This window comes from Bifidobacterium oedipodis (genome assembly GCF_012932425.1).
GTDB classification, from domain to species: domain Bacteria; phylum Actinomycetota; class Actinomycetes; order Actinomycetales; family Bifidobacteriaceae; genus Bifidobacterium; species Bifidobacterium oedipodis.
The window spans coordinates 192,288-218,707 of sequence record NZ_JAAIII010000001.1; the positions used below are offsets into that span (position 1 = coordinate 192,288).

Here is a 26,420-nt window from a genome sequence, read left to right on the forward strand (position 1 = left end):
ATGGCATTCCCCCGAATGTGCACAATTATAAAGGCCGCTCGCTAGAATGGGGGAAGTTTTGTCACAGTCAATGAGAGGAACGAAGCACGACTATGTCGTATGAGCATCCGAACCGCAACAACGAGACCATGCGCGACGTGGAACTGGACATCATGTCCCGCCCGCCGGAGCATAACACCACCAATCTCGATCTGGACCGGATGAACCTCATGCTTGACATCTTGGGGCACCCCGAACAGTCCTTCCGCGTGATTCACATCACCGGCACCAACGGCAAGGGATCCACCGCACGCATGGCCGAGGCCATCTGCCGCGCCTACGGCATGCGCACCGGCCTATACACGTCACCGCATCTGGAGAAAATCAACGAACGCATCGCCATTGACGGCCAGCAGCTCTCCGACGACGATTTCATCGACATTTGGGACCAGACCCGTGACCTCGTGGCGATGGTGGACGCCAAGATGGAAGCTGAAGGCAAGCCTAAGATGAGCTTCTTTGAAGTGCTGACTGCCATGGCCATCTGGAAGTTCGCTGACACCCCTGTGGACGTGGCCATTGTCGAAGTCGGCATGGGCGGCCTGTGGGATGCGACCAACGTGCTCAACGCCGACGCCGCCATCATCGGCCCGGTGGATATGGACCACATGAAGTGGCTGGGCGACACGGTGGAGAAAATCGCCACCGAAAAAGCAGGCATCATCAAGCCCGGCTGCACCGCCATCATCGGCCCACAGCCGCACGAGGACGCCGTCATGCCGATTCTGGTCGAAGCCGCCGAACGCAACCATGCCACACTGGTGCGCGACGGTTACGAAATGACTGTTTCCGACCGTATGCCCGCCGTGGGTGGCCAGGTCGCCACCCTGACCACGCCCAACGGCACCTATGAGGGCGTGCCGATTGCCAAATTCGGCGAACACCAGGCGCATAACGCGCTCGCCGCGCTCGCAGCAGCCGAAGTGGTGCTCCCCGTCAACGCGCCACTGGACGGCGATCTGGTGGCCGAAGCGTTGAGCTCGGTTAAGGTGCCGGGGCGTATCGAACAAATCCGCACTTCGCCCACGATTATCCTTGACGGTGGCCATAACGTGAACGCCGCGGAGGCGCTGCGCCGCGCCATCGAAGAGAACTACAACTTCAAGCAGCTTGTCGGCGTGGTCGCCATGATGCGCGACAAGCAGGTCGAGGAATACCTAGGTGTGCTCGAACCGCTGCTGAGCGCGGTGGTCGTCACCGAAAACTCGTGGCGTGAGCGCGTGATGCCGGCCGACGAGCTGGAAGCCATCGCCATCGACGTGTTCGGTGCCGACCGCGTGGTCAAGGAGCCGAATCTTCCTGATGCCATCCAAACGGCTGTGAATATGGTGGATGCCGAGGATGAGCTGGGCGTGGGCTATGGCCACGGCGTGCTTATTTGCGGCAGTTTCGTTACGGCAGGTGACGCACGCGCCATGTTGGAAAGCCATGCCAGCCCCACTATGGCTAAGGCGCAGGCCATTCACCAGCCCGCCGTTGAACCGGATGACACTGAGAATCCAGACGATGACGAAACCGCAGATGATGATATGTGGGGTGACGAGCAGCAGTGACGTTCCTGTTGCGCGGGCATTCCGCCGCAGGCGAATGACGCTGAAACAACGGGCATGAGACGGATGCGTAGGAAAAGCGTGGAGAGAAGGAGCGTGAATGTACCTTAAACAGCTTGACATTCGCGGCTTCAAATCCTTCGCATCCGCCACCACGTTGCGCTTCGAGCCGGGCATTACCGCAGTTGTGGGCCCCAACGGCTCCGGCAAATCGAATATTGTCGACGCACTGACCTGGGTGATGGGCGAACAGGGGGCCAAAAACCTCAGAGGCGCTTCGATGGAGGATGTGATCTTCGCCGGCACATCCTCCCGCCCTCCGCTCGGCCGCGCACAGGTGTCGCTGACCATCGACAACACCGATCACACGCTTGACATCGATTACAGCGAAGTCACCATTTCCCGCACCATCTTCCGCAACGGCGGCTCCGAATACGCCATTAACGGCACTCCTTGCCGACTGCTCGACATCCAGGAACTGCTAAGCGATACCGGGCTTGGCCAGCAGATGCACGTGATTGTGGGCCAGGGACGCTTGGATGCGATTCTCAAAGCCGATCCTTCCGGACATCGCGCCTTCATCGAAGAAGCGGCCGGCATCCTCAAACACCGCAAACGCAAGGAACGTGCGCTGCGCAAACTGGCCAATACCGAAACCAATCTGGCTCGCTTGGACGATCTGCTGGGGGAGATTCGCCGACGAATGGGGCCTTTGGGTCGCCAATCGCGCATCGCGCGTCGTGCCGATGCCATTCAGGTGAGTGTGCGTGACGCTCGATCGCGCCTCTACGCCGACGATGCCCAACAGGCGATGGAGCGACGTGCAGCCGTGCGCAGTGAGCTTGGGCAGGTGCGCGCTGAGCTGACCGCCGCCCAACGTGAATTGGCGCAGGTCAAGGTGCGCATCGAACAGGTGGAGGCGTTGAGTTCGGCCTCGAATCCCGCCATCGCCCAAGCGAACCAATACTGGCATGAGTTCTCGCAAACCCGTGAACGGTTGAACGCGGTGGCGCAATTGGCTGAAGAGCGCGGCCGATCATTGGCCGGGCAGATTGTGACGAATACGGGCGAGGATCCCTCAATACTGCTCAAAAGAGCTGAAGAACTCGAAGCACAGGCTGAAACACAGTCCACAGTCGTGGCAGATGCGCGACTGGCACTCGACAAAGCCATCGAGACACGTGCCAACGATGAGAGAAAACTCGCCTCGGTGCGCCAGACGTTGACGCAATTGCGCACTACCGTGCAGAAACGTGACTCACGCATCGCCTCACTGCGCGAACTCATCGCCCGCGAGGAAGCGGCCGTGCAATCGGCGGCGACACGTGCCGACGATTACCGTGCGCAACAGCAATCTGTGAACAGCCAATGCGAGGACGCACAACAGCAGTTGGACGCATTGCGCCGTGAGACCGATAACGTCAGCGACGATGATGGCAAGGCCTTGGAAGCGGCCCGCGCACAGCTTGCCGTACGACGAGACGCCCTGAATGAGCTGACCGACCGTCAACGCACCCTGCAATCGACGATTATCTCCCTGAACGCCAAAGCTGACGCGTTACGCGATACGCTGGAAAGCCGCAACGCCTCAGGTGCTTTGGAGCAGGACAAGGATGTGGCCGCTCTGGGGCGGCTGACTAGCTTCATCCATGTTGAAGATGGCTGGGAAGAAGCCATAGCGCATGCGCTGGGCCAGTTCGCCGGCGCTGTTGTGGTGCCTGCAACCGGCAATATGATGCATGCGTTGGAACGTGCACGCACCGATAAGCTTGGCAAAGCGGTAATGCTTACCGCCGCAGCCGGCGAGACGAGCGCTGCCCCTGCTTATCGTGGGGGAGCGGCAGCAGAAGCAGTGGCTGCTATGCCCAGTGGAGCACGACTGGCCGCCGAACTGATTGACATCAATCCAGCTGCTTCGAACCAATCTCAGGCTGAAGCTGTGGTGGCTGCGGTACGTATGTTGTTGTCCGACGTGGCCGTGACGGCTACCGCCGAGGACGCGCAACAGCTGGTAGCTGACGGTACGGTCGCCCGTGCGGTGACCAAAGCCGGTGAAATCTTCACCCGCGGCGTGGCTGCAGCGGGCGGTTCGTCCCTGGCCCAATCGGATTTATCACTGGCGGCTAGGCGAGACAAGGCTCTGGCGCAAGTCAAGCAATTGGAACATCAGCTGGAAACGCTCACCGCAGAACTGGAACAGGCCAAGGAGGCGCGTGACGAGGCTGCGCGAGCAGTGGATCGGGAGTCCGCCAAACGCACCGAAGCGCGCATACGCGCCGAGCAGGCGCGCCAATCGCTGAAAGCCGCTGCCGATCGTGTTGCAACGCTGGCAAATCAGCGTAAGCGGTTGGAAGCCAGTGTTGCTGAAATTGAGGCAGGCAGCGAAGAGCACCAGCTGAAACTCGATGATCTTAATCGTGCGCTCGAATCCGCCCGACAAGCCGATGATGGCAGCGCCAACTTCGATGAGTTGGATGAACGTGAACGCACGCTGGAACGTGAACTCACCGTGGCGCGCGAGCATGAGATTGCGGCGAAAATCGCATGGACCGAAGCAGGGCGCACCGCCGATTCGTTGCAACGCCAGGCCGGCCTGTTGCGCGACAATGCCAAACAGGCTGCCGAACGATGCGCACGCATCGAACAGCTGAATACACGTCGCCGCGAACAGATTGCCCGACTGCAATCGGTGGCCGATGATGCGCGCGAGGTTGCGGCGATGGTCGAACAAAGTCTCAAACGCGTGACTGAGCGGCGTGAGGCTTTGCAGCAGGCAGTTTCCAACCATGATGAAGAACTGAAAACGCTGCGCGCGCAACGCAACACTCTCGAGCCCAAAGTCACTGATCTGACAGGGCGCGAGCATGCGTTGGATGTGAACCGTGAGCGTCTCGCCGCCGAATACGGTCAGCTTACGCAGCAAGTGTCCGACGCGTTGGGCATGAGTTTGGAGGAACTAATCGCCGAGTATGGCCCAGACCAACCAGTACCCGTGCTGGACGATAACGGCAACCCCATCCCACTCGAAGAGGGAGATTCCTCGACTCCGCTACGCTCCGCTCGGAATGACGAGGGAATGGAGGCTACGTCCGTCATCAGCGAAGGCGAGGCTGCTGCTTCCGACACCGCGAACGGAGGTGGTATTGCTGCTTCTGTCATCCTGAGCGGAGGCGAAGCCGGAGTCGAAGGATCTCCAATCGCCTATCAGACTGTGCCATACAATCGCGCAGAGCAACAAAAACGTCTTGACAAAGCCACACGCGATTTGGCTGCGCTGGGCAAAATCAACCCGCTGGCCACCGAGGAATACGATGCTCTGCAGGAACGCAACGCCTATCTGAACGATCAGCGAGCCGATGTGGCCAAGTCACGCGACGATCTGATGCAGCTCATCAACGATCTTGACGCCACTATGGTCGAAGTGTTCCGCTCCGCCTTCGACGATACGGCCAAGGCATTCGAGACGATGTTCGCCACGCTATTCCCCGGAGGCACCGGACGGCTGCGTCTCGACAACCCGCAGGATATGCTCACCACCGGCGTGCTGGTCGAGGCAAGCCCCGCCGGCAAACGCGTCAAACAATTAAGCCTATTGTCAGGCGGCGAGCGATCACTGACCGCATTGGCACTGCTATTCGCGATTTTCACCGCGCGCCCCAGCCCGTTCTACGTAATGGACGAGGTGGAGGCCGCACTCGACGACACAAACCTCACACGACTGATCAACGCCTTCAACGAACTGCGCGAGCACGCCCAGCTCATCATCATCACCCACCAACAACGCACCATGTCCATCGCCGACGCCCTCTACGGCGTAACAATGCGATCCGACGGGGTTACATCCGTCATCTCGCAAAGGCTCGACAGAGACGCCCATAACCCCGTCGCGGCATAATCCAGCCACAAAAGCGACGGCCACCAGCTCGTCGCACCCACAGATAAACGACGGCCAAAGGCTCGTCAAAAAGTAACCTTGCAGACGTAACGAGGTGGGGGCCGGGGTTCTCGTATATGACCGTACAGACTTGGCCAGAGCGGCCCGGAGCGTGTCACATACGAGAATCCCGGCCCCCACCGGACATCGCTGGCACCGCTGGAACTGCTGGCACCGCCGGTACTACGGAAATCTCACGAAAAAAACCGCAAACAACCGTCCCCAATCAGCTCCACCGGACACCGCTGATACTCGACTACTACGTACGCACTTACTTACTGCTACTACGCAACTTACGACGCAACGCCTGCAGCAAGGTAAGGGCGGTATAGAACCCCTTCTTCACCGGCACATCCCGCGCCGGCGCCACCGGCGTAATCTCCTCGGTGAACTTGGTCTTGAACTCATTCAGCCCCTTCAGCGACGGCGCAAAATCAGACCCGATGCCCATCAGATCATAAGCAGTGATACCCTGCGAGCCCAGAATGCAGCATTCGCTATACAGCAGCTTGTCGGTAACATGCAAACGCATCACTTCGTTGCGCATGCCGGCATAATAGCGCACGGCGTGCGTGCCGTTCACAGTGACGATTGACCAAGCAACCACACGATTTTCGATGCGTGCGGCGAATACGCGGCAATGATCGGCACCGAGGGCGCGGATCATGTCGGCATAGTCGCTCATGGGCGCGGGGGTGAAGCCGTCGCGTTTGCCGGTTTCCACCATCACGTCATAGTATTCGGAGAAATCTGCCAATGCTGCTGAGGTTTCGTCGGCGACTTCGGCCGGGCACTCACGCAGGGCTTTGCGCACGTCACGGCGTCCGCGACGCTTCATACGCCCTAGGATCGCCTCGTCGCCGCCGGTCACGTCGATGACCACGGTCAGATCGTAGGGCACGGTGGACAGCACAGGCTTTGTGCCAGCAGTAGTCCAGGTATCCACGCGCAGGAATACCACGTTGTGGCTCTGTGCACGCACCGTGGAAACCAATGCATCCAACACTTCGCGTTCGTCCGATTCGGAGGGCTTGGTAACCCAAGCTGGTCCATGCATGGAACGCAGGTAATGGTAGCCGTGTGTTTCGAAGTCGATGAGTGAAATCACGGCGATAAGCTCGCCGTCGCGACGAATCAGAAAGTCGCCCCACGGGGTGCGGCCTTCGATATCCGCCTGAAAGGCGGACCAGACGCCGGTCTGTTCGATGGGCAGTTCGATGCCGGCTGCGGCGGCTTCGCGCTCCAGCGTGGCGGAATCGACTTTCTCAAGCGTGATCATAACGGTCCTTTGATTGGTGAAATGGTGAGGTCTTGAAATGAAAAGGTGGTGTGAGACGTCGTTACTCGGCGAACATGCGCTCGACGATGCGATCGTCACCTTCGAACGGCACATGTGCGTGATGCGACTTGATCCAGCGTTCATCGCCCTTGCCGATCAGCAGGATTACGTTGAATCGGTCGGCGTGGGCGCGCGCATCGTAAATCGCGTTGGTGATGGCGGCCGGGCGGTCGTCGATGACGGTGGAGGTCACGTTCGGATTGGTTACGTAGCTTTTCATTTCCATGCAGATGTCGATGAAGGGCTCGGTGTCGGTGTCTTCCGCGGTGAATACGAAATGCTCGATGCGATCCTGTGCGGCGCGCACGATTTCAGGGCGGCGGTCGTAGGCTTTGTTGCCGGCTGAGCCGGTGAGGAGCGTGATGCGCGGGTTCCGGCTGCCGTAGCGCTCGTACACAAAGTCCAGCAGCGCGGTGACGGATGCATAGTTATGCGCATAATCCACGATGGCCAGCGTGTTGGACTTGGGATCTTGGAACTGTTCCATACGCCCGGCGATGCGCACCGGTTCGATGGCGTGCAGGGCCAACTGGCTGATGTCGCTGGCCACGTTGTCCGCACTGAACGCTGCGCCGGCGGCACGCGTGATGGCGATGGCCGCAGCGGCGTTGAGATAGTTGAAGTCGCCGTCAAGTGCCAGGTGAATGTCACCGACATTCACACCTGCGACAGTGGCACGGAAATCAGTGTGCTCCTGATCGATCGGATGCATGGTCACATCCGCGGCCGTGCCCAAATCCTTGTCATCATGCAGGGCGAAGGAGGCGACCGGGATGCCGGCAGCCGTCGCGTCCTCACGCAACAGGTCGGCGTGGGCGCTGTCCGCACCCATCACTAGAGATTTCGCGTTGGCGATGATCTGACGCTTGCAATACAGATAATCCTCGAACGACGGGTGCTCGATGGCGGAGATATGGTCGGGGGAGATATTCAGGAATGCTGCCACATCAAATGTCAGCCCGTAGACGCGATCGACCTTGTAGGCCTGGGAGGAGACCTCCATCACCAGATACTTCATGCCGTTATCGGCGGCCTGGCGCATCATGCGGAACGCGTCCATCGATTCGGGCGTGGTCAGGTCGGATTCTTTGTAGGTATGTCCGTCAAGGCAATTGTCCACCGAAGAGAACAATGCGGCCTTGCCACCCGAAACGGCGTTGAGCATCGCCTGCGTGAAATAGGCGGTGGTGGTTTTGCCCTTCGTGCCGGTGATGCCGATAACGGTCAATTCGTCCTGCGGTCGCCCGTAGAACTGTGCGGATAGCAGGCTCATGGCGCGTCGCGCATCGTTGACGATCAGTCCGGGGGCGGCGGTGGCGGAGGAGTAATCGGCTTCTGCCACCCAGGCAGCCAAGCCCTTGGAATCGATACCGTTCAGGTATTCCGCCTTGAAATTACCCTTGCAGCACAGCAACGTGCCGTGGGCGACAGTGCGGGTGTCGTAGGTAATATCCGCGAACGGCGTGTCGGCACCGGCAATGCGAACCGGATCGTCGGTCCATACGTCACCTTGGATGATTTCGCGCAATAGATGGTGTTCCTTGAGCAGTGCGGCCGCCGAAGCCAACGTCAAAGCCATAGATATTCTCCCTGTTTCTAGCCGAGTAGTCATTCTACAGGTCTTGCACCCCGTAGCGCGGCACGCGCGGCATCAGCCACGATATGGGCACATCGTCCGGCTAGAATGTGGAGGCGTGAGCGACAGCGAAAACATCCGCGAATCCGAAAACGGTGAAAGCCTGGCCGCCAAACGCGAGCGGTTCGAACAGCTTGCCATGCCTGCAGTCAACGCCCTGTACCGGCAGGCCATGAAGCTGACCAACAATCCAGACGACGCGCAGGATCTGGTGCAGGACACCTTCGAGCGAGGGTTCAAGGCCTTCGACTCGTTCCAACAAGGAACCAACTTCGAGGCGTGGATGACCACCATCGAGCGCAACGCCTATTTCAACCAGTACGCCAAAGCCAAGCGTCAGCCACAACGAGCCAATGATTCGACCGGCGAATATGATGACTGGGATATTTATGATGCTGCAGAACATACGTCGGATGGTCTGAAATCCGCTGAAGAGGAGTATCTCGACGCGTTCGCTCCTGAGGAGATTATGGCCGCGCTCGCCAAACTCAGCCCCGAACGCCGGCAGGTGTTCATCGATGCGGCCATTGACGGAAAGTCGTACAGTCAGGTCGCCGAGGAACAGGGCGTGAAAATCGGCACGGTGATGAGCCGTTTGAACCGTGCCCGCACGCAACTGAAACGGGAGCTGGCCTCGTATGCCAGGCAGCGGGGATATATCGCCGATGATGGGAAGCGGCGTGCGGCTGCTTCGACACATCATGCCGGTGCGGCTGGTTCACCGTCCGCCAAAAATGGTGACGAGACCGGCAAGGACGTTCATAATGGAATCAACGGCCGCGGCGCGGCCAATGATGCAACCGCCGCAACCGCAAGCAATACCGCCTTGAAAGGGGAGATCTGATGAATAATCATCCCATTGAACGTCATATCTCCATCACTCGTACCTGTCCCGATGGCACGGTGAGCCAGACCGAGGTGCATGTCACTTCAACCACCTCCACCGAAGCGGATGGCACGCTGGTAAGCACCACATCGGTAACCAAACGAGTCTCATCCACGCCGGGAAACGGATCGAGTGCGAGCGTATCGTCCGATGTCGAGGGCTGTTTCGACCCGTCGACTTGCTGTGATGCCCGCGAACAGGCAATTATCGCCGCACTGCGCGCCTATCTGCGCCCTGATCAGGCCCCTGAATGTCTGATGGCCAAACTCAAGGCCACACTCGACCACTGCTGCTGCGACGAGAATTAAGTGGTGCTGTGCCCCGAGCCGCTGCTCAAGCGGATGAGGCGATAGGCTCATGGGCGCACAGTGTATGTTACGACACAAAAAGGCCCGCCCGACTTGATGGTCGGGCGGGTCTTACTAGCGTTATTCACGCAACAAAGATCAGGCGTTGGGACGCTTGCCGTGGTTGGCAGCCTTCTTACGACGATCCTTGCGCTTACGTCCGCGCATGCCCATGATGGACTCCTTTACTGCAGTAAAAAATGGCCTTGGGAATTATGCCACACGCCACCGACTATGTGCAAATACGTTGTCCAACAGCGTTGGACGGATGTATGCGCAAGCCTATGTGGCGTGTGATATTCCATTAGTCGTATGTTGCGCTCAGTGCTGCTCGGCCTTGATGAACATCCGCGTGGTGCTGGACTCGCCGGGCTTGATCACGATCAGATCGTTGCCGGTGTTGAACGCGTTGGCGTAAGCGGTCTGCGGTTCCACGGCGGTGCCGGCCGGGTGCATGAACGCGGGGAAGCCGGTGCCGGTGCACACCTGGAAGGAGGTGATGGTTTCGTCGCCGCCGACCTTGATCACCAGTCCGTCGGGGCGGGTGAAGGTGGCGGTTACGGTGCCGTCGGCGTCGTGCTTGACATCGGTCCAGGCATCATCGAAGGGCTGGCCGGTGAGCAGCGGGTTGTTGTTGAGGTCGTACTTGGTGCCTTCCACAGGTTCGGTGCCGGTGGGGATGAGGTTTTTGTCCACGGTCACGTGGGTGGCGGCCGGTACGGTCAGATGGCATTGCGCGTTATGTCCGTCGATTTCGTCGCCGTAGCCGTTGAAGCCGTTGTCCAGCCAGGGATGGATGGCCAGAGCCCACGGGGCGTCGGTTTGTCCGTTGTTTTCGGCGGTTACGGTGATTTGCAGACCGTCCTCGGTCAGCTCATGGGTGGCGGTCACGGTCATGTCGAAGGGGTAGCCAAGCAGGAACGGCGCGCGCCAGGACTGGGTAACGGAGGTTTCGGTGAGTTTCTCCAGCTTCCAGAACGAACGGTATCCGTAGCCGTGAATGGCGGTGTTGCGGTCGTGCTCGTCGATCGGCAGCGTATATTCCTTGCCTTCGAAGGTATAGGTGCCGCCGGCGATGCGGTTGGGGAAGGGCACGAGCAGCTGGCCGTGGCAGCAGGTCACCGGGTCATCGGCTCCCAGCGGCACGATCACGTTCTTGCCTTGATAAGTCACCTTGCGCATGGTGGCGCCGAGTTCGGTGATGACGGCCTGATAGTCGCCATAGGAGATGCTGTACTGTTGGCCGGTGCGCGGCGTGGTATTCGTCATGGGTTTCTTCACTCCCGTCAATGGGTTGGTGCAATGGGATAGTTGGGTCGGCAACGCATTGTTACCGCTAACGACCAGTGTAGCGCGTTCGTGACGAGGTCGCTTGTTGCACGCGCTGAACCCGTTGCGCAATGGGCACGTTACACTGGTGCCCAGTTGCGCTTAAAGGGAGGTTATGATGTCGAAAACCGTGGTGTTGGCTGATCCCCGAGGATTCTGCGCCGGCGTGGATCGCGCGATTCTGACCGTGCAGACGATTCTGCATGCCGCCGCACAAACACAGGAAGACCGCTTGGCAGGTCTTCCTCCGGTATATGTGCGTCGTCAGATTGTGCACAACCGGCATGTGGTTGAGGATCTGGCTTCGCAGGGCGCGGTATTCGTGCAGGAACTGTCCGAAATCCCCGACGAAGCCGCTGCAGCAGGAATTCCAGTAGTGTTTTCCGCTCACGGCGTATCCCCAGTGGTGAAGGCTGAAGCGAAGCGTCGCGGGCTCAATATTATCGATGCCACCTGCCCGCTGGTGGGCAAGGTGCACCGCGAAGTGCTGCGCTTCGTACGCGAAGGCTATGAAATCGTCTATATCGGTCACAATGGGCATGACGAAGCGGTCGGCGTGGTGGGCGAAAGCCCCGAGCATGTGCATTTGATCGAGCATGCCGATGACGTGCAGTCGCTGGATTTTACTCCTGATACCAAGCTGGTGCTGCTCAGCCAGACTACGCTGAGCGTGGATGAAACCGCCGGCACGATTGCGGCGCTTAAAGCACGATTCCCTTGGATTGAGGAGCCGCCGAGCTCCGATATCTGCTATGCCACGTCGAATCGTCAGGCTGCGGTGAAACTGGTGGCCGAACAATCCGATTGTGTGGTGATTGTCGGCTCCGCCAATTCGTCCAATTCCGTGCGTCTGATGGAGGTCGCCCAAGAGGGATTGGGGGAGCGTGGCAAGGCATATCGCGTGGATGATGCCACTGAGCTTGATCCTACGTGGTTCGAAGGCGTTGAAGCCGTAGGCGTATCGTCTGGTGCTTCTGTGCCCGAGGAATTGGTTGCCGGTGTCATTGAATCATTGCGATCGCAGGGCTTCACCGCAGTTACATCCGTGGAGACCATCAAGGAGACCATGCATTTCGTATTGCCGGCTGAACTGCGCCGATAACGGCCGCGACAACGACGGCCGATTCACGGGTAGGTTGATTATGGTACTGGCCGCTGCAAGTCCGCGGCGGCCAGCCAAATTTACCAAGTGCCAATGGGCGCGGCGATGCCATCCAACACCTTGAGCAAGTCGTTAGGATGCACGCCGACGGATAGACCGCGCTTGCCGCCGGAGACCAGGATTTCGTCGAATTGCAGGGCCGATTCGTCCAATACCGTCTTGTGTCGCGTTTTCTGCCCTAATGGGGAAATACCGCCGACCACATACCCTGATTCGCGCATGGCAACCTTTGGGTCGGCCATTGTGGCTTTTTTCGCGCCAACGGCGGCGGCCAAGGCCTTCAAATCCATATGCCCGCTCACCGGCACCACGCCGACTACGCGTTCGGTGCCGGTATCGGCCATCAATGTTTTGAATACCTGATGCTCGTCGAAGCCGAGTTTGGTGGCTGCTTCCACCCCGTAGCCATCATCCATATGGTCGTTGGAATGTTCGTATTCGTAGAGGTGGAATTCCACTCCGGCGCGTTCGAGCTGCACGGTTGCCGGTGTGGAGCCTGTGCCCTTGGCTTGTTTGTTCTTCTTGCCCATATCTGTTTGTTGTACTCGCCTTGTATGACGAATGTAGCGCGTCCGCGAATGCGGCGCATATAACGCAAGAACCCCGCCGTATGTGGCGGGGTTCTTACTTAAGATTCGTTATAAATCTATGCGGCTATGGCCGCGACGATTCACTCGGAGATCTCGGCGAAGTACAGCAGAGTACGGATCATGTTGCAGGTGAAACCGTTCTCGTTGTCGTAGAAGGAGACGGTACGAGCCAGGGTCACGCCGTCAACGGTGTTGACGTCGGTCTGGGTCGGATCGAACACGCCACCGTGGGTGTCGCCGAGGATATCGGAGGAGACGATGCCCTCATCGTTGTAGCCGTAGTACTCGGTGTTGGAGAAGGCTTCCTTGAAGGCAGCGTTGATCTCGTCGGCGGTGGTCTCGGTGTTCAGCACGGTGGTCAGCTCGGTGACGGAGCCGTCCGGCACCTGCACGCGCTGAGCGTGGCCCTGTAGCTTGCCGTTGACCTCGGGCACAACCTTGCCGATGGCCTTGGCGGCACCGGTGGAGTGGGCGATGGTGTTGATGGCGGCGGCGCGCAGATCGCGACCGGTCTTGGTGCCACGCGGGCCGTCCAGGATCATCTGGGTGCCGGTGTAGGCGTGGATGGTGGTCATGAAACCGGCCTTGATGCCCCACTTGTCGTTGAGCAGCTTGACCATGGCGGCCATGGAGTTGGTGGTGCAGGAGCCAGCGGACACGATGTTGTCGGTGGGCTTCAAAATCTCGTGGTTCACACCGAACACAACGGTCGGGGTGGTGGCATCCTTGGCCGGGGCGGAGATCAGGACCTTCTTGGCGCCAGCGTTCAGGTGGGCCTGGGACTTCTCAGCGGAGGTGTAGAAGCCGGTGCACTCGAGCACGAACTCGACGCCGTCGTTCTTAACCCACGGGATGTTGTTGGCATCCTTTTCGGCGTAAACCTTGTATTCCTTGCCGTCGACGATGATGGAGTCCTCGGTGGCCTTGACGTCGACCAGGGTGCCGTCGTCGTGCTTGAAGGTGCCGTGGGTGGAATCGTACTTCAGCAGGTAAGCCAGGGTGGCCGGGGTGGTCAGATCGTTGATGGCGGCCACTTCGATGTCGGAGGCTTCGCCACCGCGAGCCTGCAGCTCGAAGATGCGACGGAAGGCGAGACGACCGATGCGACCGAAGCCGTTGATACCAATCTTAACTGTCATGTAATTCTCCCTTGAGGGTGGCCTTGGCGCGCATGGCGAGCTAGGCCATTGTTTACCAACACCTGTTACTCTAATGCGTCGCCTGTACTTCAGGCAAGATTTCGCCGTGTGTTTCGGCAGAACACGCCGATTTTTTGTGAGCGTTCACACTCGTGTGCTGTTGCACAGTGTAATTGACGAATGCACAGTGTCACTGACGAAACAGCGGGGAAAGCAGTTGCGATTCGTAATCATCGATTTCGCCGAATGATTGTGCTTCCTGTACGCTGGTGTTCCATTCGGGGGCAGGTGCCTCTGCCGGATATGTGATGATCAGCGTGCCCTCGCGAACGCTAATCGACGAGGCCACACCGGGCAGAAACTCGTTGCTCACTCCCAGCGCATGGCTATTGACCCAATCCACCGGTTGTGTCTCATATTTCAATCCTCGAATCGTGACGCCCAGTGCGTGGTCGGAATGGGCGAATACGGAAACCATTCTCCGCTCGGCCACCTGATTGGCGGCGAATGTCAGCTCGCCGTTCGCAATTGCCGTGACCACAGTGCCATTACCGTGCAGAAAACCGATACCGCCATGCTGCGCGATGCCGGCTAACAGCTGTAGATTCGCCAACGAATGATCAATGCGTCCGCCAAGGCCGCCATAAAGGTGGAATTCCCGGATGCCATGATTCCAGCCGATTTTCACCGCTTGTGGCATATCGGTTTCGTCCTTTTGCGCGGGCAGCGCGATGGTGTCCGTCGTGTCCGGCAACTGTGCGATCGAATCAAAGTCGCCAATCACCACATCGGGCGTGACGCCGAGTTCGTTCGCATGGTCGTAGCCGCCGTCTGCGGCGACCACAAATGCGCCGGCAGGCACTTCGGGGCGCTCTGCGTAATACTGGCCGGCGGCGAAAATCACGCATACCTGGTGCGGGGCAGTGGTGGCATCATGCTGTGTAACGTTCATAGCGGTCAGTATAAAACGCCGAAGAACATGACAATTTGCTTCAAGTCGGCTGTAAGTTGGTATCGTCGAGACAAATCCCTAGGGAAGTGAGGTTATCCATGTCCATTGATGTCACCCGTCTGGAACACCGCGTCAACGACGAACACGCGCCAGAGGTGTTCTTCACGCCCGCAATCACGCCAGCATCGATTCTCGACGCCTATCATGCGCTGGGGGGCAAAGCTGCCCGGCAAGATGGCGATCAAAATCCACTCCGGCGAATCCGACAAATCCAACAACCTGAGCCCGGCACTGATTGCCGATCTCGTTAGCGAACTTGGCGGCACGTTGGTCGAATGTGCCACCGCATACGACGGCAACCGCGAAACACCCGAGAAAATCCTGCAGATTATGAAGGATCACGGCTATGCGGACATCGCACCGGTCGAAATCCTTGATATGGGCGGCGAAATCGAGATTCCCGTGGCCAAGCATCAGGTTATCGCCTACGACATCGTGGGCAAGCACATCGACGATTACGATTCCATGTTCGTGCTCTCGCATTTCAAAGGCCATCCGATGGGAGGCTTCGGCGGCGCACTCAAGAACGTATCTATCGGCCTGGCCTCCTCGAACGGCAAGCGCTGGATCCATTCCGGCGGCCGTGCCACCGATCGGTGGGTCGAAGCCCCGCAACTCGAATTCATCGAGGCGATGGCAGAAGCCGACGAAGCCGTGATCACCCATATGGGCGGGCGCATGCAATACCTCAACGTGATGAATCGCATCTCCGTGGACTGCGACTGCTTCGCCACGCCGAGCGAGCCGGATATGCACGACATCGGCGTGCTCTCCTCGCTCGACCCGGTGGCTCTCGACCAGGCCTGCGTGGATCTGATTCATGCCGCCGACGACGGTGCATCCGTCACCGAACGCATCGCCAGCCGCCATGGTGAGCACATTCTCGAACACGCCGAAGCACTCGGCATCGGTTCGCGCGCCTATCGTTTGACCGTGCTGGACTAAGGCCTCACGCGATGATTATCGGCATTGACGGGCGGTGCGCCGCCGGTAAAACTACTCTGGCGGCCACACTGGCGCAGAAAGTCGGCGCGCAAATCGTGCACATGGATGATTTCTTCCTGCGCCCCGAACAACGCACCGATCAGCGTCTCGCCGAACCCGGCGGCAACGTGGATCGCGAACGGGTGGAAAGCCAAGTGCTCAAACCCCTGCATGACGGTCGCACGACCTCATACCAGCCATGGAATTGTCGCGCGCTATGCTTCGAGCCCGCCATTGAGCTTGATCCACACGCGCCGCTAACCATCGTGGAAGGCAGCTACGCCCTGCACCCCGAACTGCGCGGCTACTACGATCTGACCATGTTCGTGGATGTCGACCCAGCTGAACAGCGTCGTCGTCTCGAAGCCCGCAACGCCGCACTATTGCGGCGATTCCTCGACGAATGGATTCCGATGGAGGAACGCTACTTCACGTCCACAGACACACGCCGTTTCGCCGATATCACCCTCAGCCTGAACGGCGAACCATCAGGCGAACCAACAAACTGAACTACCAAGGAGTATCACAATGACATCAGCCAATACCACCGCCATCCGCCGCGCCGATCTGCCGCGCCTGAGCGTAACCACCAAAACCGCCGCCACGGCGCTCGCCATCGTGGCAGCGGTCGCACTGCCTCAGCTATTCCATGCGATGGGCGCGGCCTCGGGCCTCGGCACCGCACTGGGGTCGGCGTTCCTGCCCATGCATCTGCCGATTATCTTCGTAGGTCTGGTGGCTGGCCCTGCCGCCGGTGCCATCGCCGGAGCGGCCGCTCCACTGGTGAGCTTCGCGCTTTCAGGCATGCCGATGCTTGCCATGCTGCCGCTGATGGTGGTCGAACTGTGCGTGTACGGTCTGGTCGCCGGCTTGCTGCGCGACATCAAGTTGCCCGCCATTGCTAAGGTACTGATCGCCCAGATTGCCGGTCGTGTGGCCTATAGTCTCGCCGTGGCCGTCGCCGTACTGGCCTTCGGCAGGGATATGTCCATTGCCTCGATCTGGACGTCCAGCTTGGTCGCCGGTCTGCCCGGCATCGCCCTGCAGCTGGCGCTTCTGCCGCCGCTGGCCTACTGGACCAATGATCTAATCGCCAAGCGTCACTGAGCACAGTCGCCCCACCCAGCTGCCGAAGGAGAATTATGGCGCGGATCAGCCAGGCCAGCGAACGGCCGATTTTGAAATCAAAGGTGTTTCTGTATATCACCGAATTCTTCTCCGGCATGGCTGTCATGGCCGCCGAACTGGGGGCGTCGCGCCTGCTCGCCCCCTACTTCTCCAGCTCGCAGATCGTGTGGACCATCATCATCGGCACCATCATGATCGCACTGGCGCTGGGTGCGGTGTTCGGCGGCAAATGGGCCGATAAGGATCCGAACCCCGACAAACTGTATTTGCGCATTATGGTGGCGGCCGTATGGATCGCGTTGATCCCGCTGGTTGGCAAATATGTGATTCTGCTGGTGTCCGGTCTGCTGATCGTCACCGTATCCACCAATTTTCTGATTATCGCGGCGTTTGTCAGCTGCATGCTGATTTTTGTACCGCCGCTGTTTCTGCTCGGCACCGTGACCGCCGGTCTGAACAAATTCGCCACCACATCGCTGGAAGATAACGCCAGCGTGGTCGGACGTCTCTCCGCCTGCAACACCATCGGCTCGATTCTCGGCACCTTCCTGCCCACTTTTGTGACGATTCCCGCAGTCGGCACTTTCGTCAGCTTCCTGATCTTCTCCGGTGTGCTGCTGGCGATCCCGCTGGTATATTTCATCTCTATCAAAGCCAAGCGTGTGGCCTGTGCCATCAGCGCCGTGATCTTCGTTGCTACCTCGCTGGCCAGCCCTCTGACGGGTTTCGCGTTCTGGGAGACGAACCTCGCCTACGAAGGCGAATCGATCTACAACTATCTGCAGGTCAAAAACCTGTCCGACCGCACGATTTTGTCCACCAACGTATTATTCGGCGTGCAATCGGTCACCATGAAGGCTCCGGGCTTGACTGGCATGTATTACGACACCGCGCTGGCGGCCCCGGCTCTGGCGGACAAGGCCGAATCGGCGTTGATTCTCGGCATGGGCACCGGTACTTATGCCCGCCAGCTGCGGCAGTACTATCCCGACATGCAGATCACCGGCGTGGAAATCGACCAAAAAATCACTGAACTGGCGGGGGAGTACTTCGACGAGCCCGCGGATATCCCCGTCTCCACGTATGACGGTCGAGCCTGGCTTGCCGCCTCGCATGACACCTATGACGTGATTATGGTTGATGCCTATCAGGACATCACCATCCCCTTCCAGATGAGCTCCGCGGAGTTTTTCCGCATGGTCAAAGAGCATCTGAACCCCGGTGGGGTGATGGTGGTCAATATGAATATGACCGCCGACGGTGCCGGTTCTATTAACGAAGCGCTCAGCGACACCATCGCCAGCGTGTTTGACGCGCGCAATATGCTTACCGCCGATGTGCCCAACACCACCAACCGTGAGTTGTTTGCCAAAGTGCAGGGTGAAGATAAAGCCACCAAGGGTGCCTCTGACATCAAACGCGATGCCAAGGCCATTCCGCTGCGCACGGTGACCTATATGCGCACCGGTAGCGAGGAACTCAAGTGGTATATGGATGAGGTCGCTGCCCGTTTTCAGGATGTGGACGCCCCCGACGACGATTCGACGATCCTGACGGATGACTGCGCCCCCGTTGAAGTGCTTGGCATGCGCGCCATCGACGCCATCATCGCCAACGAGGCCGGCCCGTATCGGCAGATTCTGACCGAGGAGGGCATCGGAGGCCTGCTGCGTGCCGTGCGCTGATGATGGCTGGGGTGGCAAGGTGTGTCGCCCTTGTCCAGCCGCATGGTAATATAGTCATTTGGCTTGAGAAATCAAGAAAGCGGGGCAACCCCACCTGGAAGCCTATTAGGGCCTCGGGTTCAAGGCAACAGCCTACCGAATGCCACAAGATATGGTGTTCGCAATGACACAGCGCCAAGCGCTGGCCAGAAGAAAACTTGCGTTATGCAACGCGGGCTTTGGCTTGCCATGAACTCCATCCAGTAGGAAGTCTCGCGAGGAACAGCAGAGGATTGGAGTCATCATCAGCGACGAACCACGCATTAACGACGAGATTCGCGTCTCGCAAGTGCGCCTGATCGGCCCGAAGGGCGAGCAGGTGGGCGTCATCGCGACATCGGTCGCGTTGAACCTTGCCAAGGAGGCGAACCTCGATCTCGTCGAGGTGGCGCCGAACGCGAAGCCTCCGGTCGCCAAGCTCATCGACTACGGCAAGTTCAAGTACAACGAGAAGATTAAGGCTCGTGAAGCTCGCCGCAACCAGAGCACGGCGGAAATCAAGGAGATTCGCTTCCGCCTGAAGATCGACGATCACGATTTCGAGGTGAAAACCGGCCATGTGAGCCGCTTCCTGTCCGGAGGCGACAAGGTCAAGGTCACCATTATGCTTCGTGGTCGTGAGATCTCCCGCCCGATCGGTGGTGTGGAACTGCTGCAGCGTCTGGCCGAGAATGTCGAGGAATTCGGCACCATCGAGTCCCAGCCGAAGCAGGAGGGTCGCAACATCATCATGACGCTTGCGCCCAAGGGCAAGAAGGTGCACACCCAGTCCGAGCAGCGCCGTCGCGGCGACCAGTCCCGCGCCGAACGCCAGGCACGTCAGGCCGCTCGTCTGGCTGCCAAGCAGGAGGCCCAGGCACAGGCCGCTGCTGAAGCGAAGGCCTCGATTTCCCCCACGACTTCCGATATGAAGAAGCAAACCAGCAAGGAGGGCAGCAATGCCGAAGATGAAAAGTAATTCCGCCGCTTCCAAGCGCGTTCGCCTCACCGGCACCGGTAAGGTGATGCAGGTCGGTTCCGCCATGCGCCACAACCTTGAGCACAAGTCCGCCAAGAAGCGTCGCGCCCTGTCCGCCGATGACGTTCTGCGCGGTGGCCAGGCCAAGAAGCTCAAGCAGCTCATCCAGAAGTGAGCCTTTAGGCGTCACGCAACGAATAGAAGACTTTTAGAAAGCTGAGGAATAGATTATGGCACGTGTCAAGCGCGCAGTAAACGCCCACAAGAAGCGTCGCGTTGTTCTCGAAAGGGCTTCCGGCTACCGCGGCCAGCGTTCCCGCCTGTACCGCAAGGCCAAGGAACAGCTGCTGCACTCCTTTAACTACAACTTCCGCGACCGTAAGGCTCGCAAGGGCGACTTCCGCAAGCTGTGGATCCAGCGCATCAACGCTGCCGTCCGCGCCGAAGGCATCACCTACAACCGCTTCATCCAGGGCCTGAAGCTCGCCGGCATCGAACTGGACCGCCGCGCTCTCGCCGAGCTGGCCGTCTCCGATCCCGAGACCTTCAAGACCATCGTGGAGGCCGCCAAGGCTGCTCTGCCTGAGGACGTCAACGCCCCGGTGGCCTGAGTCTGGACAGGAGCCCATTAAGGCTTCGTACCTGACTAGGTAGATCATCAGCCCCACGCCGATTGGTGTGGGGCTTTGCCATATCATCGACAGCCGTATCATAAACACCATGACCTCAGGATTCACACGACTTGAAGAGCAGTTTCTCGTACACATCGGCGTGGAGAGAGGACTTGCGGACGCCACGGTACGAGCGTACGAATCCGACATAAACAAATACGTCGCCTGGCTTCAGTCGCGCGGCATACATGACGTGAACGCCATCAGCAAGCAGGATGTCGAGGATTATGTCGCGGCGCTTGACATCGCAGGGGAGTCGGCGCGATCCAAAGCCCGCCGCCTGGCCTCGTTGCATGAATTCCACCGATTCGCCTTGAGCCAGCATGCCGTGCTCGACGATGTATCGGCGACGGTCAAGGCCCCGAAAGGTGCCAGCAGCCTGCCGGATGTGCTCACCGTGGACGAAGTGGCCTGTCTGCTTGACGCGGCGACGATGGGCGGTGCCACGGATCCCGTGGTGCTGCGCGACAAAGCATTATTGGAATTCATGTATGCCACCGGCTGCCGCGTGTCGGAAGCGGTTGGCACCAATCTCGAAGACATCGACTTGGATGAGCATGTGGTGCGGCTGATGGGCAAGGGATCCAAGCAGCGACTGGTGCCGCTTGGCAGCTACGCTTGCACGGCCGTGCGGCAATATCTGGATCAGGCGCGCGGCGTATTGGAAGCGAAATCCAGCGCCAAAGTGTCGGAACGTCGCGCGCTGTTTTTAAACAAGCGTGGCAGGCGATTGTCGCGTCAATCCGTGTGGGAGGTGGTGAAGGCGGCGGGGGAGCGCGCCCACATCGACAAACCCCTGCACCCGCATACGCTGCGACACTCCTTCGCCACGCATCTGATTCAAGGCGGCGCGGACGTGCGCACCGTACAGGAGCTCTTGGGGCACGCCAGCGTGACCACCACGCAGATCTACACGCATGTCAGCCCCGAAAACCTCATCGAAACGTATCTGACCGCCCATCCCAGGGCGCACCGATAGCAGTGTGAGAACTCTCCCAGAGTAGGCTGTAAGTATGTGTGAACAGGGAATGTTCGATTTGCCGGGAACCATCAGAGCGGTGAACCAAAACACAGGGCTTGAAGATGATAAGGTAAACGGTATGCCTACCGATCTGCTTGGACGTGAATACGAAACCTTTCCCGCACCCCAGCCGCTGCAACAGCACGGCCCCGCCAGGGTGATTGCCATGTGCAACCAAAAGGGCGGCGTAGGCAAAACCACCAGCTCCATCAACATCGGCGGCGCGCTGGCGCAATACGGGCGCCGTGTGCTGATTATCGACTTTGATCCGCAGGGTGCCGCCACCGTAGGCTTGGGCATCAATGCGAACGCTGTGGACAGCACCATCTACACCGCGCTGTTCGATCCCACGCTTGATCCGCACGAGGTGGTGCAGCACACCGCCTTCGAAAACATTGACATCATTCCCGCCAACATCGATTTGTCGGCGGCGGAGGTGCAGCTGGTCACCGAAGTAGGCCGCGAGCAGATTCTCAATGGCGTGTTACGCAAGCTTAAGAACGAATACGATGTGATTATCGTGGACTGTCAGCCGTCGCTGGGCCTGCTCACCGTGAACGCGCTCACCGCAGCCGACGGCGTGATCATCCCCGTGGCTGCCGAGTTCTTCGCCCTGCGCGGTGTGGCCCTGCTGATGCAATCCATCGAAAAGGTGCAGAGCCGCATCAACCCTGCCCTGCAGGTGTATGGTGTGTTGGTGACCATGTACACCAAAACCCTGCACTGTGAGGAAGTGATGCAACGCATCTACGAAGCGTTCCAGGACAAGGTGTTCCACACCGTTATCTCCCGTTCCATCAAACTGCCTGACTCCAATGTGGCGGCTGCCCCGGTGGTCATCTATGCGCCGCAGCACAAAACCTCCAAGGAATACCGTGAGGTGGCGCGTGAACTGGTCGCCCGCGGTGTCGTGGCCTGAAATGGCCGAGCTGACACAGCGATATCCGCGATGAATAATCCGCTGCTATGAGCGTGCAATCGATCGAACAGCTGGGCAAACAGGTGAGTGGCCAGCTGAACGACCAGATAGACGAGTCCGAATCCATCACCGGTTCGGCTTTCCATGTGAACCTTGAGGTTTATAGTGGCCCGTTCGACGCGCTGCTCACCCTGATTGCCGATAACAGACTGGAACTGACCGAAGTCTCCTTGTCATCCATCACTGAGGAATTCCTCGCCTATGTGCGCACGCTGGATTTTGGCCGCAATATGGATGAGGCCAGCGCCTTTATTGATGTGGCATCCATTCTCGTCGAAGCGAAGTCCGCGGCCCTGCTGCCTGACACAGAAAACGGTCAGCGTGATGAGCAAAGCCTTGACGCCCTGCGCGAGCGGGATCTGCTCTTCGCAAGACTGCTGCAATACCGCGCCTACAAACAGGCCGCCGTCGATTTTCGTATGCGTTTTGCAGCCAATGCCGGGCGATTCGCACATCCCGGTGTGCTGGACGAATCCATGAAGGATCTGCTGCCGGAATTGGTGTGGACCATCACACCGGCGGATTTGGCCGCCATCGCCGCTCGTGTCATCGCCAACGCGCCGGCCAGCGAGGTAGCGACGCATCAGCTGCATGTGCCGCTGGTCGATCTGCGCGCGCAATCGGCGGTGGTGCGCGAACGGTTGCGCGCTTGCGGGCAGACGGGCATGTCATTCCGCGACCTGACCCGTGACTGCGTGTCGCGCCTTGAAATCGTCGCCCGATTCATGGCCGTACTGATGTTCTTTAAACATGGCGTGCTGCAATACCGGCAGGATGCCCCATTTGGACAGCTGCTTTTGCGATGGGTTGCCGGAACGCAAGAAGACGTGGGTGACACACCCATCAGCGAAGGTGATTTCGCATGATTATGCAACATGAAGGAACCCACATGACAGACGCTGGAATCCGAACAGTGGATGATTTTCCCGGCGGCCTCGACTCCTGCTTGGAGGCGATTCTGATGGTCGCCGACCAGCCGCAAACCGCCGATGACATGGCTCGCGTACTGCATGTCGATATCGGCGAAGTGCATGAAGCCTTGGAGCGTATGCGCGACTCCTATGCCAGTGAAAATCGCGGTTTCGAACTGCGACGCGGCGTTCGCGGCTGGCAATTCGCCAACCGTGTCGAATTCGAGCCCGTGGTTGCCGCCTTCGTCACCGACGGGCAAACAGCGCGCCTATCGCAGGCGGCATTGGAAGCATTGGCCATTATCGCTTACAGGCAGCCGGTGACGCGTGCCCAGGTGGCCGCCATTCGTGGCGTCAACTCCGATGGCGTGATCCGTTCGCTGACGGTGCGCGGTCTGATTCGCGAACAAGGTATCGAAGCTGATTCGCGAGCTGCGCTACTGGTCACCTCAGAGCTGTTTTTGGAATATATGGGCCTTGACAGTCTTGATGAACTGCCTGCACTGGCACCTTTCCTGCCCGCTGTGGCGGATGTGGTGAGTGCCGCAGACCTTGCCGATGAAACGGAGCGCACCGACTTATAGTCACGATGACTATAAGTAGTGGTATGCTGATGCACTGTCATCCGGTTCCCATCAGGGAGCCAATGTAATCGATGGCATCCGCACGGCAAAGGTGGAATAGCATGGGATTCGGCAATGTCTCCGAACGGCGCAGTGCGCCGCCCCAAGTCGGCGTATCCGTGGTGATACTGGCCTTGGGACCCAAGCATTCCCAAATCTCCCAAAACAGTGACGGCGATGTGCCTCTGAACAAGCCTGATATGAACAACGGCGACCGATCCGATCGATCGCGATTGTGGCTGCCGCTGGTCAGAAGGGTGAAGCAACCCTTCCTTGGCGATTGGGCGCTGCCCGGCGGCGGTCTCAGGGCCGACCGTTCACTGGAACAATCGGCATTCGCGGCGCTTGAATCCACCACGGCATTGCATCCGCGATACCTGGAACAGCTTTACACCTTCGGCGATCCTGAGCGCTCGCACGGCGGACTTCCCATGGTCTCTATCGTCTACTGGGCGTTGGTGGGCCAGGGGGAGACGGCAGGATTCGAGGAAGGCGACAACGTGCGCTGGTTCCCCGAAGACACGCTGCCGCCGTTGGCTTTCGACCATCGGGAAATCGTTGACTACGCATTGACCAGATTGCGTTCGAAAATCGAATATTCCGACGTGGCCACTCGTCTGCTCGGCCCAACATTCACCCTGCGGCAGCTGCATGACGTTTACGAGGCTATTGACGGCAAACTGGTGGATCTGGCCAACTTCCGTCGCAAAATCCTGGCCTCAGGCATGCTCGAAGACACCGGAGAGAAGACCAGGGAAGGGCGTCAACGCCCTGCCACCATCTACCGGTATGCGTCCGAACGCACCCCGCGCATCAGCGCGCCATATGCGTTCGACGGCGGTGAAGTGAACGCCGCAACTGTCGAACGAGATCCTGTGGATGATGCGTTGTCCGCGCTCATGCCCTCCCGTCCGGAGCGGCGGCGCCACGCGGAACATGCGCAATAGTTCCTTCGCCTGTCGATTCATCGAATAACCAAACCAAACACCCAAGGGGGTCACCATGAGTGACACTACTGAAAACAAAGAGAGAAACTCCGCGTTCAGCGTGGAGGAGCAGGGCATCGACACCATTGCCGAATCCGATCGCCACGGCACGCCAAAAGATCTGTTCTGGCCGTGGTTCGCCGTCAACATCTCCGTGCTGGCCATGTCGTATGGCGCATGGGCATTGGGCTTCGGCATCTCGTTCTGGCAGGCCACGCTCGCCACCATCATCGGCATCGTGGTCTCCTTCCTGCTGGTCGGCGTGGTCTCGATCGCCGGCAAGCGTGCCAACGCCCCGACCATGGTGATCACCCGCGCCACCTTCGGCGTGGAAGGTGCCAAGGTGCCGAGCGTCCTGAGCTGGATCGCCACGCTCGGCTGGGAGATTTCGCTGACCACCACCGCCGTGCTCGCCCTCGCCTCTACCTTTGATCGTCTGGGGCTGGGATCGGGTGCCGCGCCGAAGCTCATCTCCACCATCGTGGTGGTCGGACTTGTGGTCGTCGCCGGTATTTTCGGCTACGACCTGATCATGAAAGCCCAGCAGGTTATCACCATCGTCACCGGCGTGGTAACCGTCGGCTTCTTTATCCTCGGCTGGTCCCACATCGACTTCTCCGCCATCGGCTCTGCGGCCAATGGCTCCCTGCCTGCCGTACTCGGCGCATGCTTCTTCGTGATGACCGGATTCGGCCTCGGCTGGGTGAATATGGCCGCCGACTACTCGCGCTACCTGCCGCGCAAATCCTCGAACTCCGGCATCGTGGCGTGGACCACGGTCGGCGCCTCGCTGGCCCCTGTGCTGCTGGTCGTCTACGGCGGACTGCTTGCCGTCTCCAGCCCCGAACTGTCTGAGGCTGTGGGCAACGATCCGATCGGCGCCATGGCCTCCATTCTGCCGACCTGGTATCTCGTGCCGTTCACCATCGTGGCCGTGCTTGGCCTGATGTCCGGCGCTATCATGGACAACTACTCCAACGGACTGGCACTGCTGAGCTTCGGCATCAAGATGCCGCGCGTGGCCGCCGCCGCCCTCACCGCCGCCCTCACCGTGCTCGGCGTGGTGTATGTGACCTTCTTCTCCGACACCTTCATCGGCCCGTTCCAGGGCTTCCTGATCACCCTCGGCGTGCCGATGGCCGTATGGACGGGCCTGTTCATCGCCGACGTGCTGCTGCGCAAGCAGGATTACAACACCGACGACCTTTACGACGCCAACGGCCGCTATGGTGCCTGGAACATCAAGTCGCTGGTCATCTTGGCCGTGGGCACCGTGCTCGGCTGGGGCCTGGTGGTGAACACCTCCGCCGGCTGGCTCGAATGGCAGGGCTACTTCCTTGGCCTCTTCGGCGGCAAGGACGGTAACTGGGCCTCCGCCAACCTCGGCGTCATCGTGGCATTGCTGGTTGGCCTGCTCGGCGCGATCATCTTCCAGCGCGACGACATCAAGCGTCAGGAACAGGAGGCCTGAG

Annotated in this window: 24 protein-coding genes and 1 pseudogene; 18 read left to right on the forward strand and 7 right to left on the reverse strand. The window is 59.4% G+C overall.

Annotation, left to right across the window (positions count from 1 at the left end):
• Positions 1-92: 92 nt before the first annotated feature.
• Positions 93-1,565: pseudogene (locus tag G1C95_RS00800) on the forward strand (bifunctional folylpolyglutamate synthase/dihydrofolate synthase); the annotation flags it as partial.
• A 124-nt stretch (positions 1,566-1,689) separates the two neighbouring features.
• Complete coding sequence (locus G1C95_RS00805; RefSeq protein WP_169171046.1) at positions 1,690-5,484, forward strand: AAA family ATPase; 3,795 nt, start codon at positions 1,690-1,692, stop codon at positions 5,482-5,484.
• Between the two features lie 310 nt (positions 5,485-5,794).
• Here G1C95_RS00805 and G1C95_RS00810 read toward each other — a convergent pair whose 3' ends face one another.
• Complete coding sequence (locus G1C95_RS00810) at positions 5,795-6,802, reverse strand: lipid II:glycine glycyltransferase FemX (protein WP_169171047.1); 1,008 nt, start codon at positions 6,800-6,802, stop codon at positions 5,795-5,797.
• Between the two features lie 61 nt (positions 6,803-6,863).
• Positions 6,864-8,441 carry a UDP-N-acetylmuramoyl-L-alanyl-D-glutamate--2,6-diaminopimelate ligase gene (locus G1C95_RS00815; RefSeq protein WP_169171048.1) on the reverse strand — a complete coding sequence of 526 codons (1,578 nt, stop codon included), beginning with the start codon at positions 8,439-8,441 and terminating at the stop codon, positions 6,864-6,866.
• A gap of 160 nt (positions 8,442-8,601) precedes the next feature.
• Here G1C95_RS00815 and G1C95_RS00820 point away from each other — a divergent pair, with 160 nt between their 5' ends.
• Positions 8,602-9,342 carry a sigma-70 family RNA polymerase sigma factor gene (locus G1C95_RS00820; RefSeq protein WP_417852244.1) on the forward strand — a complete coding sequence of 247 codons (741 nt, stop codon included), beginning with the start codon at positions 8,602-8,604 and terminating at the stop codon, positions 9,340-9,342.
• Positions 9,342-9,692 carry a hypothetical protein gene (locus G1C95_RS00825; protein WP_169171049.1) on the forward strand — a complete coding sequence of 117 codons (351 nt, stop codon included), beginning with the start codon at positions 9,342-9,344 and terminating at the stop codon, positions 9,690-9,692. Before G1C95_RS00820 ends, G1C95_RS00825 begins: the two co-directional genes overlap by 1 nt.
• 138 nt (positions 9,693-9,830) lie before the next feature.
• Here the strand turns inward: G1C95_RS00825 and G1C95_RS12740 are convergent, their stop codons facing one another.
• Together G1C95_RS12740 and G1C95_RS00830 are read right to left on the reverse strand one after the other, a co-directional pair.
• Entirely contained in the window at positions 9,831-9,905 is a 75-nt protein-coding gene (locus tag G1C95_RS12740; protein WP_003817083.1) for a 50S ribosomal protein bL37, read from the reverse strand.
• A gap of 147 nt (positions 9,906-10,052) precedes the next feature.
• Positions 10,053-11,000, reverse strand: coding sequence for an aldose 1-epimerase family protein (locus G1C95_RS00830; RefSeq protein ID WP_169171050.1), 948 nt, complete (start codon positions 10,998-11,000; stop codon positions 10,053-10,055).
• Between the two features lie 178 nt (positions 11,001-11,178).
• On the opposite strand from G1C95_RS00830, the gene G1C95_RS00835 reads away from it, so the two are divergent.
• The gene (locus G1C95_RS00835; protein WP_169171485.1) at positions 11,179-12,162 is read left to right on the forward strand and encodes a 4-hydroxy-3-methylbut-2-enyl diphosphate reductase; all 984 of its coding nucleotides are present in this window, start codon (positions 11,179-11,181) and stop codon (positions 12,160-12,162) included.
• Between the two features lie 80 nt (positions 12,163-12,242).
• On the opposite strand, the gene ybaK is transcribed toward G1C95_RS00835, so the two are convergent.
• The 3 genes from ybaK to G1C95_RS00850 form a co-directional block, all read right to left on the reverse strand.
• Complete coding sequence (gene ybaK, locus G1C95_RS00840; RefSeq protein WP_169171051.1) at positions 12,243-12,752, reverse strand: Cys-tRNA(Pro) deacylase; 510 nt, start codon at positions 12,750-12,752, stop codon at positions 12,243-12,245.
• A 140-nt stretch (positions 12,753-12,892) separates the two neighbouring features.
• Positions 12,893-13,951: a type I glyceraldehyde-3-phosphate dehydrogenase gene (gene gap / locus G1C95_RS00845; RefSeq protein WP_169171052.1), complete on the reverse strand. Its 1,059-nt coding sequence runs from the start codon at positions 13,949-13,951 to the stop codon at positions 12,893-12,895.
• A 190-nt stretch (positions 13,952-14,141) separates the two neighbouring features.
• Complete coding sequence (locus G1C95_RS00850; protein ID WP_169171053.1) at positions 14,142-14,903, reverse strand: thiamine diphosphokinase; 762 nt, start codon at positions 14,901-14,903, stop codon at positions 14,142-14,144.
• A 234-nt stretch (positions 14,904-15,137) separates the two neighbouring features.
• On the opposite strand from G1C95_RS00850, the gene G1C95_RS00855 reads away from it, so the two are divergent.
• The 13 genes from G1C95_RS00855 to G1C95_RS00915 all read left to right on the forward strand — a co-directional run bounded on the left by G1C95_RS00855 (position 15,138) and on the right by G1C95_RS00915 (position 26,419).
• Positions 15,138-15,908, forward strand: coding sequence for a DUF362 domain-containing protein (locus G1C95_RS00855; protein WP_240947358.1), 771 nt, complete (start codon positions 15,138-15,140; stop codon positions 15,906-15,908).
• Between the two features lie 11 nt (positions 15,909-15,919).
• Complete coding sequence (locus tag G1C95_RS00860; RefSeq protein WP_169171054.1) at positions 15,920-16,456, forward strand: uridine kinase family protein; 537 nt, start codon at positions 15,920-15,922, stop codon at positions 16,454-16,456.
• Between the two features lie 19 nt (positions 16,457-16,475).
• On the forward strand, positions 16,476-17,054 hold the full coding sequence (locus G1C95_RS00865; RefSeq protein ID WP_169171055.1) for an ECF transporter S component: 579 nt from the start codon (positions 16,476-16,478) through the stop codon (positions 17,052-17,054).
• Positions 17,055-17,089: 35 nt separating this feature from the next.
• Complete coding sequence (locus tag G1C95_RS00870; protein WP_240947359.1) at positions 17,090-18,760, forward strand: spermidine synthase; 1,671 nt, start codon at positions 17,090-17,092, stop codon at positions 18,758-18,760.
• A 271-nt stretch (positions 18,761-19,031) separates the two neighbouring features.
• Positions 19,032-19,757, forward strand: coding sequence for a translation initiation factor IF-3 (infC, locus tag G1C95_RS00875; protein WP_169171487.1), 726 nt, complete (start codon positions 19,032-19,034; stop codon positions 19,755-19,757).
• On the forward strand, positions 19,738-19,932 hold the full coding sequence (rpmI, locus tag G1C95_RS00880) for a 50S ribosomal protein L35 (RefSeq protein ID WP_169171056.1): 195 nt from the start codon (positions 19,738-19,740) through the stop codon (positions 19,930-19,932). The genes infC and rpmI overlap by 20 nt, the downstream gene beginning before the upstream one ends.
• A gap of 55 nt (positions 19,933-19,987) precedes the next feature.
• The gene (rplT, locus tag G1C95_RS00885) at positions 19,988-20,368 is read left to right on the forward strand and encodes a 50S ribosomal protein L20 (RefSeq protein WP_169171057.1); all 381 of its coding nucleotides are present in this window, start codon (positions 19,988-19,990) and stop codon (positions 20,366-20,368) included.
• A 109-nt stretch (positions 20,369-20,477) separates the two neighbouring features.
• A complete protein-coding gene (gene xerD / locus G1C95_RS00890; protein WP_169171058.1) occupies positions 20,478-21,407 on the forward strand; it encodes a site-specific tyrosine recombinase XerD in 930 nt (309 codons plus the stop codon).
• A gap of 121 nt (positions 21,408-21,528) precedes the next feature.
• On the forward strand, positions 21,529-22,368 hold the full coding sequence (locus G1C95_RS00895) for a ParA family protein (RefSeq protein WP_169171059.1): 840 nt from the start codon (positions 21,529-21,531) through the stop codon (positions 22,366-22,368).
• Positions 22,369-22,415: 47 nt separating this feature from the next.
• Entirely contained in the window at positions 22,416-23,294 is an 879-nt protein-coding gene (locus tag G1C95_RS00900; protein ID WP_169171060.1) for a segregation and condensation protein A, read from the forward strand.
• 23 nt (positions 23,295-23,317) lie between these two features.
• Complete coding sequence (gene scpB / locus G1C95_RS00905) at positions 23,318-23,923, forward strand: SMC-Scp complex subunit ScpB (RefSeq protein WP_240947360.1); 606 nt, start codon at positions 23,318-23,320, stop codon at positions 23,921-23,923.
• Between the two features lie 101 nt (positions 23,924-24,024).
• Positions 24,025-24,909: an NUDIX hydrolase gene (locus tag G1C95_RS00910; RefSeq protein ID WP_169171062.1), complete on the forward strand. Its 885-nt coding sequence runs from the start codon at positions 24,025-24,027 to the stop codon at positions 24,907-24,909.
• Positions 24,910-24,964: 55 nt separating this feature from the next.
• A complete protein-coding gene (locus G1C95_RS00915; protein ID WP_169171063.1) occupies positions 24,965-26,419 on the forward strand; it encodes a purine-cytosine permease family protein in 1,455 nt (484 codons plus the stop codon).
• Position 26,420 lies beyond the last annotated feature (1 nt).